Raw genomic sequence first — 8,061 nt, forward strand, 5'->3', positions numbered from 1 at the left:
TTGATTATGAATATGATATTTTGAAATAGTAGTTTTTTATCATTCTAATTTTTAATGAGCTTATACTCAATCGCCATAATAATTAAAGCAAAAAAAAGACAGCCAAACGACTGTCTTCATAAAATATGACTTATAAATTATTTTAAATCAAATCGATCTAAGTTCATTACTTTAGTCCAAGCTGCAACAAAATCTTTTACAAATTTCTCCTGAGCATCAGAACTTGCATACACTTCAGCCAATGCTCTCAATTCAGAATTTGAACCGAAGACTAAATCTGCACGACTTGCTGTCCATTTGGGTTGTCCGCTTGATCGATCAGTTCCCATATACAATTCATCATCTTCTGAAATACTCTTCCATTGTGTTCTCATATCCAAAAGATTTACGAAGAAATCATTAGTCAAAATTCCGGGATGTTGAGTAAATATTCCATTTTTGGAACCATCAAAATTAGTATCTAAAGCACGCATTCCACCAATCAACACCGTTAATTCCGGTGCAGTAAGGGTTAATAATTGCGCTTTATCAATTAACAAAGATTCTGTAGAAACAGAGAATTTTTTCTTTGAATAATTTCTAAAACCATCTGCTGCAGGCTCCAAATATCCCATTGATTCTACATCTGTTTGCTCTTGTGAAGCATCCATACGACCCGGAGCAAAAGGAACAGAAATATTTTGTCCGGCATCTCTTGCTGCTTTTTCAACCGCTGCACTTCCCGCCAAAACAATTAAATCTGCTAATGAAACTCTTTTATTTCCAGATTGAGAATTATTAAAATCATTCTGAATATTTTCCAAAACAGATAAGACTTTTTGCAACTGAGCAGGATTGTTTACTGTCCAATCTTTTTGTGGAGCCAAACGAATTCTTGCACCATTTGCACCACCTCTTTTATCACTTCCTCTAAAAGTAGATGCAGAAGCCCAAGCTACAGAAACCAACTCAGAAACACTTAATCCAGAATTTAAAATTTTCGATTTTAAAGATTCGACATCAGAATTATCTACCAATTCATGGTTCACTTCAGGAATCGGATCTTGCCAGATCAATTCTTCTGCCGGAACATCAGGACCTAAATAGCGAGCTTTTGGTCCCATATCTCTGTGAGTCAGTTTAAACCAGGCACGAGAAAAGGCATCTGCAAAAGCATCAGGATTTTCAAAAAAGTTTCTTGATATTTTTTCATAGACAGGATCAAATCTTAACGAAAGATCTGTGGTAAGCATGGTTGCTCTGTGTTTTTTATCAGGGTCAAATGCATCAGGAATAATGTTGGCTCCATCTTTCGCTATCCATTGGTGAGCTCCAGCTGGACTTTTAGTTAATTCCCATTCGTTTTCAAATAGATTTTTAAAGAAAAGATTACTCCATTCAGTTGGTTTTTCAGTCCAAGTTACTTCTAATCCACTTGAGATTGCATCGGGTCCTTTTCCTGATTTATAAGAACTATTCCATCCAAATCCTTGTGCTTCAATTCCGGCTGCTTCAGGCTCTTTACCTACATGATCTGCAGGACCGGCACCGTGAGTTTTGCCGAATGTATGTCCACCTGCGATTAACGCAACCGTTTCTTCATCATTCATTGCCATTCTTCCGAATGTATCACGAATATCTTTTGCCGCTAAAATTGGGTCAGGATTTCCGTCAGGTCCTTCAGGATTTACATAAATAAGCCCCATCTGTACTGCTGCCAAAGGTTTTTCAAGATTTCTGGAATGTTTCACCTCAGAATCATCTTCTGCCGGAAGAACACCATGACCTTCAACACCCGGAGAACCGTGCGCATAACGAAGATCTCCGCCCAACCAAGTTTTTTCGGTCCCCCAATATACATCCTGATCTGGTTCCCAAACATCTTCACGACCTCCTGCAAACCCAAAAGTTTTGAATCCCATAGACTCGAGGGCAATATTTCCTGTAAGAATTAAAAGATCTGCCCAAGATATTTTTTTACCATATTTTTGTTTGATCGGCCATAGCAATCTTCTTGCTTTATCTAAACTTACATTATCCGGCCAACTGTTTAACGGGGCAAAACGCTGTTGTCCTGCTCCTGCTCCACCTCTTCCGTCACCTACACGATACGTTCCTGCGCTGTGCCAAGCCATACGGATAAATAAAGGACCGTAATGCCCAAAATCTGCAGGCCACCAATCTTGTGAATCGGTCATTAATGCATGAAGGTCTTTTTTTACACTTTCAAGATCGAGACTCTGAAAAGCTTCAGCATAATCAAAATCTTTTTCCATAGGATTTGACAAAGACGAATGCTGTCTTAGAATATCAACTCTTAATTGATCCGGCCACCAATCTTTATTCTTGGTTCCGCCTCCAGCAACATTTTCTTTTTTCATCGTTCCGTTATGAAACGGGCACTTACTGATATCGTTTAAATCATTTTCCATTATAGTTTTAATTTTTATGTTGGTTTATAACTCTATTTTAATTTGTTTAACTCTGCAAACTTACAATGCTTAATCAATAAACGCAATCTATCAATAATATTTTTACAATAGTTAAAAACTATAACAAATTCTTAACTGTTAATTCTTAGTTGCCTAGTTTACAAAAAAAACAATAATTCAATTAAGTTAATAAAATTTGGTATTACTTTAGATAAAAACCAATAATAAGTACTCATATTTAGAATAATTCAACTTAAAGTAATCATTTTAATATTTCTTCTATTTTTTCTTTCTTAAAAATTTAATATCTTTATTAGTTTAGAAATCCAAATCCCAGGGTATGAAAAAAGTAATTATCGTTCTTCTTGTCGCATTTATTATCATTCAGTTTTTTCCGATTGATAAAACCAACAAACCGCTGAACCCGGGAATGGATTTTTTAAAAATTAAAACCAATACTTCTCCGGAAATAGCAAAGCTGATTACCAACTCGTGTTACGACTGTCATTCTGACGAAACGAAATATCCTTGGTACACAAGTATTGCTCCGGCTTCTTGGTGGATAAAAAATCACATTGATGAAGGAAGAAAACATCTTAATTTTTCTACATTTGCTACTTACGAACCGAAAAGACAGATCCATAAAATGGAAGAGTGTGTAGAAATGCTTGAAAAGCATGAAATGCCTTTAGAGTCTTATTTTCTGGGACATCAAGATGCAAAACTCACCGACGCTCAAAGAAAAGAACTGATTACTTATTTTAAGAGAGAAATTCGGGAAACAAAATTTAAAACAGAATAATAGAAATCATGCCTGAAATCTGGGAACAAAAACATATTGTATTTTTTGACGGCGAATGCGGCGTATGTAATTTTTGGGTACAATGGATTCTTGAAAGAGATAAAAAAGATCAGTTTATGTTTGCTTCCCTGCAATCAGATTTCGGACAAAAATTTTTATCGGAGAGAGGTTTAGAAACAAAACAATTTAACACCTTGTACCTTTGGAAACCTCGTCAATATTATCTCATTAAATCTAAAGCTGTTTTAAAAATCGCCAATCTTTTAGGCGGAATTTATAATTTATCAGTTATCGGGAAATTAATGCCCACATTTATAAGTGATAAAATTTACAACAAAATTTCTGAAAACAGAATGAAGCTTTCAGCTCAAAAGTGCTTCCTACCGGATCAACATCAGAAAAAGAAATTTATCGAAGTGTGATTTGGTTCAGATTTTGGTATCTGATAAATATAGGAATACTTTAAATATTTCCATTAAATTTTTATAAACATTTAAGTTTTTCGGAACATTATTTTTATTAATCCATATATTTGCAGACTATGGAATACAATACCCAAAAAACTCATCTCAATATGCCAGAATATGGCAGAATTATACAACAGTTGGTTGAGCGTTGCAAAGAAGTTTCAGACAAAGACGAAAGAAACGAAATGGCAATGGCAATCATTGATTTTATGGGTCAGAGAAACCCACAGCTCCGCGACGAAGAAAATTACAAACATAAACTTTGGGATCATCTTTACATTCTTGCCAATCATGACTTGGATGTAGATTCCCCATACCCTTTTCCTACAAAAGAAGAACTTGAAGAAAAACCAAAAAGAATGGAATACCCGAAACTTCAGGGTGATTTTAAATTCTATGGAAAAAGTATTCTTCAGTTAATTGAAAAAGCAATCGAACTAGAAGCAGGCGACGAAAAAGAAGCCCTGATCGAGGTGATCGCCAACAATATGAAAAAGTCTTACAATGTTTATAATAAAGAACATGTAACCGATGATGTAATTTTCCGTCATTTAAAAGAACTTTCAGCAAACAGATTAGACCTTACTAATATTGAAAGCTTAGATAAAAGTAAAATTTACTACGCCAACAATGCCAACAGGAATAACAACAATAAAAACAATAATAACAGAAATCAACCCGCAAAAAGAAGATTTAACAATAATAACAATAATCACAACAGAAGATAATGAGTGGAACATTTCAAATAAGGGGAGGAAAAAGACTGCATGGAGAAATTACTCCACAAGGAGCTAAAAATGAAGCGCTTCAAATTTTATGTGCAGTTTTGCTAACGGATGAAGAGGTAAGAATTAAAAATATTCCAGACATCCACGATGTCAACAGGTTGATCGAGATCTTGGGAGATTTTGGTGTAAAAGTGACCAAAAACGCTCATGGTGATTATACTTTTAAGGCAGATAATGTCAATTTTGATTATATTAAATCTAACGAATTTAAAAAAGACGGTGCTAAGCTAAGAGGTTCAATTATGTTGATGGGTCCTATGTTGGCTCGTTATGGCGAAGCTTATATGCCGACTCCAGGAGGTGATAAAATAGGAAGAAGAAGATTAGACACTCACTTCCAAGGTTTAGTAGAACTTGGTGCAGAATTTCATTATGATGAGGAAGAATATTTCTACTCATTAAAAGCGAAAGAGCTTAACGGAAAATTTATCCTTTTGGAAGAAGCTTCTGTTACAGGAACTGCCAACATCGTAATGGCTGCAGCTTTAGCAAAAGGAAAAACCAGAATCTACAACGCAGCCTGCGAACCTTACTTACAGCAACTTTGTAAAATGCTGAACAGGATGGGTGCGAATATCTCAGGAATCGGTTCAAATTTATTGACGATTGAAGGAGTAACTCACCTGAACGGAACTGAACACACGATGCTTCCAGATATGGTAGAAATCGGTTCTTGGATTGGTCTTGCTGCGATGACAAAATCTGAAATCACCATCAAAAATGTAAACTGGAACCAATTAGGAGTTATTCCAAATACATTCAGAAAGTTGGGAATTCAGCTGGAACAAAGCGGTGACGACATCTACATTCCTTCTCAGGAACATTATAAAATTCAAAAATTTATCGACGGATCTATTCTTACGGTTTCAGATGCGCCTTGGCCAGGATTTACGCCAGATCTACTTTCTATTATTTTAGTTGTAGCAACTCAGGCAAAAGGAAGTCTTTTGGTACATCAGAAAATGTTTGAATCGAGATTATTTTTCGTTGATAAATTAATCGACATGGGTGCACAAATTATTTTATGCGATCCGCACAGAGCTACCGTTATCGGATTAAATCAGGAATCTCCGCTTCGTGGAACAACAATGGTTTCTCCGGATATCAGAGCAGGAAATGCACTTTTGATTGCTGCACTTTCAGCAGAAGGAAAATCAATTATCCACAATATCGAACAAATCGACCGTGGTTATGAAAATATCGATGGAAGATTGAAGGCTATTGGTGCGGATATTGAGAGAATTTAGTCTAGTTATTAGTTATTAGTTATTAGTTATTAGTTATTAGTTATTAGTTATTAGTTATTAGCAAAATTAATTTTTACTATTCAATTTAAAATATAAAAAGCGTTCAGAATTAATTTTCTGAACGCTTTTTTATTAGGAATGTAAATACTTAATCTTTAAGCCTTGTCAAGGTTTTGAACCTTGACAAGGCTCTTTATCTAAAATTAAGAGGAAAGAAAACTAATTTATTAAATCAAAATCATTTTCTAATGCTTTTAATGAAGATTGGCTACCAACCGCCGCCGCCGCCGCCGCCGCCACCTCCGCCGGAAGATCCTCCACCAGAAGAACCGCTGGAACTTGATCCACCAGAATAGGATGATGAACTTCCTGATGAACCTGATGAAGAAGATGAAGAACCGCTACTTACCGGAACTACTGTGGTTTCGTTAAGCGTACTTGTAAAAGCTCCTGCAAAGCTGTATCCAAAATTATACTGAACATTTTCATAAGGCTGAGCAGAATCAATGGTTTCCTGCAGTTTATCTCTAAACCTTTTACCCCAGATTCCTTCAACTCCAAAAACAATAGCATACGGAAGAAATTTCTCATATACATCCGAAGTCATTTCCGGAGGATTATGAAATTGAAGCTGATTTTCTTCAGCGGCACTCAGATACATTTTGAAACCGTCAATCTCAGACTCCATTTTCACTTTTTCTTCGCTCGGTCTATTTATTAAATAACGGAATATTAAAATCGAAATAATTCCTAATATTAAAAATTTAAAACAGTTCGATTCAAAGGCTGTAACATCATCAGAATGTGCAAACGCCATGAAAAATATAGGAAGCGTTAATGTGAAAGAAAACATTAACACAACAAAAAAGATGACCTTATTTCCTTCCTGCCAAGTCAATACCAATACTGCAGCAAACAGGCTTGCAAAAACAGTCATCACAGAACCTATGAGTAATGTTTGAAAACTCCAGGTTATTAAAGAACTTACAATTAATGCCAGAAAAAAAGTTATAAGAATAATCTTCAAGCCTTTGTAAACAATCTTTTTGTTGGAAACTTTTTCTACAAAAATTTTATTTTCTTTAATGATAAAATTCTCAAAATCGTCAACCGCTTTTTTAATCTTAGAATTATAATTACCATTTACCGAAACTTCCTTTTCTTTTCCAAATAGCTTTTTTAAAAGTCGTTTTTGGTCGCTCTGCAAACTGTTGTTTTCTGATCCCAGCTTTTTTAAAATAAACATTTTTGAGAGAAAAGTTTTTTTAATGTCTTTCACCTCATCAATATCTACAAAACCCTTCACAGCGAGGTCAACAAGATTTGCCGTCACCAAATTGGCATCAAATTCACCTTTATCGATGTATCCTAAAGATGCGGGCGAAAGATTATTAGGTGCATTAAACTGTGGAATCACTACCGGTCTCTCCGGATCTCTCCCGTATTTCTTCCAGTTTTTATAGTAGAAAAACAGCAGATAAAAACCAACAATAATTAATGAAAGGCTTGGCCAATTTCTATTAATCCATTTTGAAAAACCTGAAGGCTCTTTTAACACACCTGCTTTAAAACCTATAGCTATCGTAAGATTTTCGTGTGAGTTTAAATTTTCTGCATTAAATTCAATCTGTGTAGATGATATTTTTTTGCTGGTGCAATTCTGATCTTTACTCCCTTCTCCGCCTGTATAACAAGAATTCTGGATGATATCTGCATTTTTAGGCAAACGAATTATTGCCTGAATGTTTTCAACAGGAAAAGACCAATCGGTTCCGTTTACATTCCAATAAAATTCATCATAGCCTTTGAATTTACCAATCTGATCCTGCGTTTGATAAACAATTTTGTAGGTATAAAAACCTGAAGCAAGTTGCTCATCTTTATTTCCGATATAGATTGTAAAAATGCCACCCTCCTTTTTGGTTTGATAAGGTTCTTTTACACCCTCTTTTTCAACAGCTATGATTTTGTAGTAAACACTTTCTTTTCTGCCGTTAATGTTTCTTACGGTTGGTAAAGCACGAAAAATCCCTCTTTTAATTTCATTTCCATTCGCAAAAACTTTGATGGTTTCCGTTACAGTAACATCAGCGTTTTCGGCAATAGTAATATCAGAACGAAAAGAAACAATTCTTTCCCGCTGAATATTAGTTTGATCAAAATCTACAGAATCTTCCGGAACGACAGCCAATGTAGCGACTTCATTCTGTGCAAAAGCAAAAAGGCAGAAGAATAAAGCAATGACTTGTATACAATTTTTCATATCTAAAATTTTACCAGCCGCCGCCACCACCGCCACCGCCACCACCGCCGGAAAAACCGCCGCCACCAGATCCGGAACCAGAA

General features: G+C 35.4%; 6 protein-coding genes. 4 read left to right on the plus strand and 2 right to left on the minus strand.

Annotated elements, in window-relative coordinates; genetic code table 11:
* Positions 1-137: 137 nt before the first annotated feature.
* Complete coding sequence (gene katG / locus AB671_RS11250) at positions 138-2,411, minus strand: catalase/peroxidase HPI (protein ID WP_066678086.1); 2,274 nt, start codon at positions 2,409-2,411, stop codon at positions 138-140.
* Positions 2,412-2,751: 340 nt separating this feature from the next.
* Between katG and AB671_RS11255 the strand changes: the two genes are divergently transcribed.
* The 4 genes from AB671_RS11255 to murA all read left to right on the plus strand — a co-directional run bounded on the left by AB671_RS11255 (position 2,752) and on the right by murA (position 5,715).
* Positions 2,752-3,213 (plus strand): heme-binding domain-containing protein, encoded by a 462-nt coding sequence (locus tag AB671_RS11255; protein ID WP_066678084.1) that lies wholly within the window; start codon positions 2,752-2,754, stop codon positions 3,211-3,213.
* Between the two features lie 8 nt (positions 3,214-3,221).
* The gene (locus AB671_RS11260) at positions 3,222-3,635 is read left to right on the plus strand and encodes a thiol-disulfide oxidoreductase DCC family protein (protein ID WP_066678083.1); all 414 of its coding nucleotides are present in this window, start codon (positions 3,222-3,224) and stop codon (positions 3,633-3,635) included.
* Between the two features lie 119 nt (positions 3,636-3,754).
* A complete protein-coding gene (locus AB671_RS11265) occupies positions 3,755-4,408 on the plus strand; it encodes a DUF4290 domain-containing protein (protein WP_066678082.1) in 654 nt (217 codons plus the stop codon).
* The gene (gene murA / locus AB671_RS11270) at positions 4,408-5,715 is read left to right on the plus strand and encodes a UDP-N-acetylglucosamine 1-carboxyvinyltransferase (protein WP_066678080.1); all 1,308 of its coding nucleotides are present in this window, start codon (positions 4,408-4,410) and stop codon (positions 5,713-5,715) included. The genes AB671_RS11265 and murA overlap by 1 nt, the downstream gene beginning before the upstream one ends.
* Positions 5,716-5,983: 268 nt before the next feature.
* On the opposite strand, the gene AB671_RS11275 is transcribed toward murA, so the two are convergent.
* A partial coding sequence (locus tag AB671_RS11275) for a DUF2207 domain-containing protein (RefSeq protein ID WP_082987288.1) occupies positions 5,984-8,061 on the minus strand: 2,078 nt, incomplete at its 5' end.

The sequence above is a fragment of the Chryseobacterium sp. BGARF1 genome (genome assembly GCF_001677955.1).
Taxonomy (GTDB): Bacteria; Bacteroidota; Bacteroidia; order Flavobacteriales; family Weeksellaceae; genus Chryseobacterium.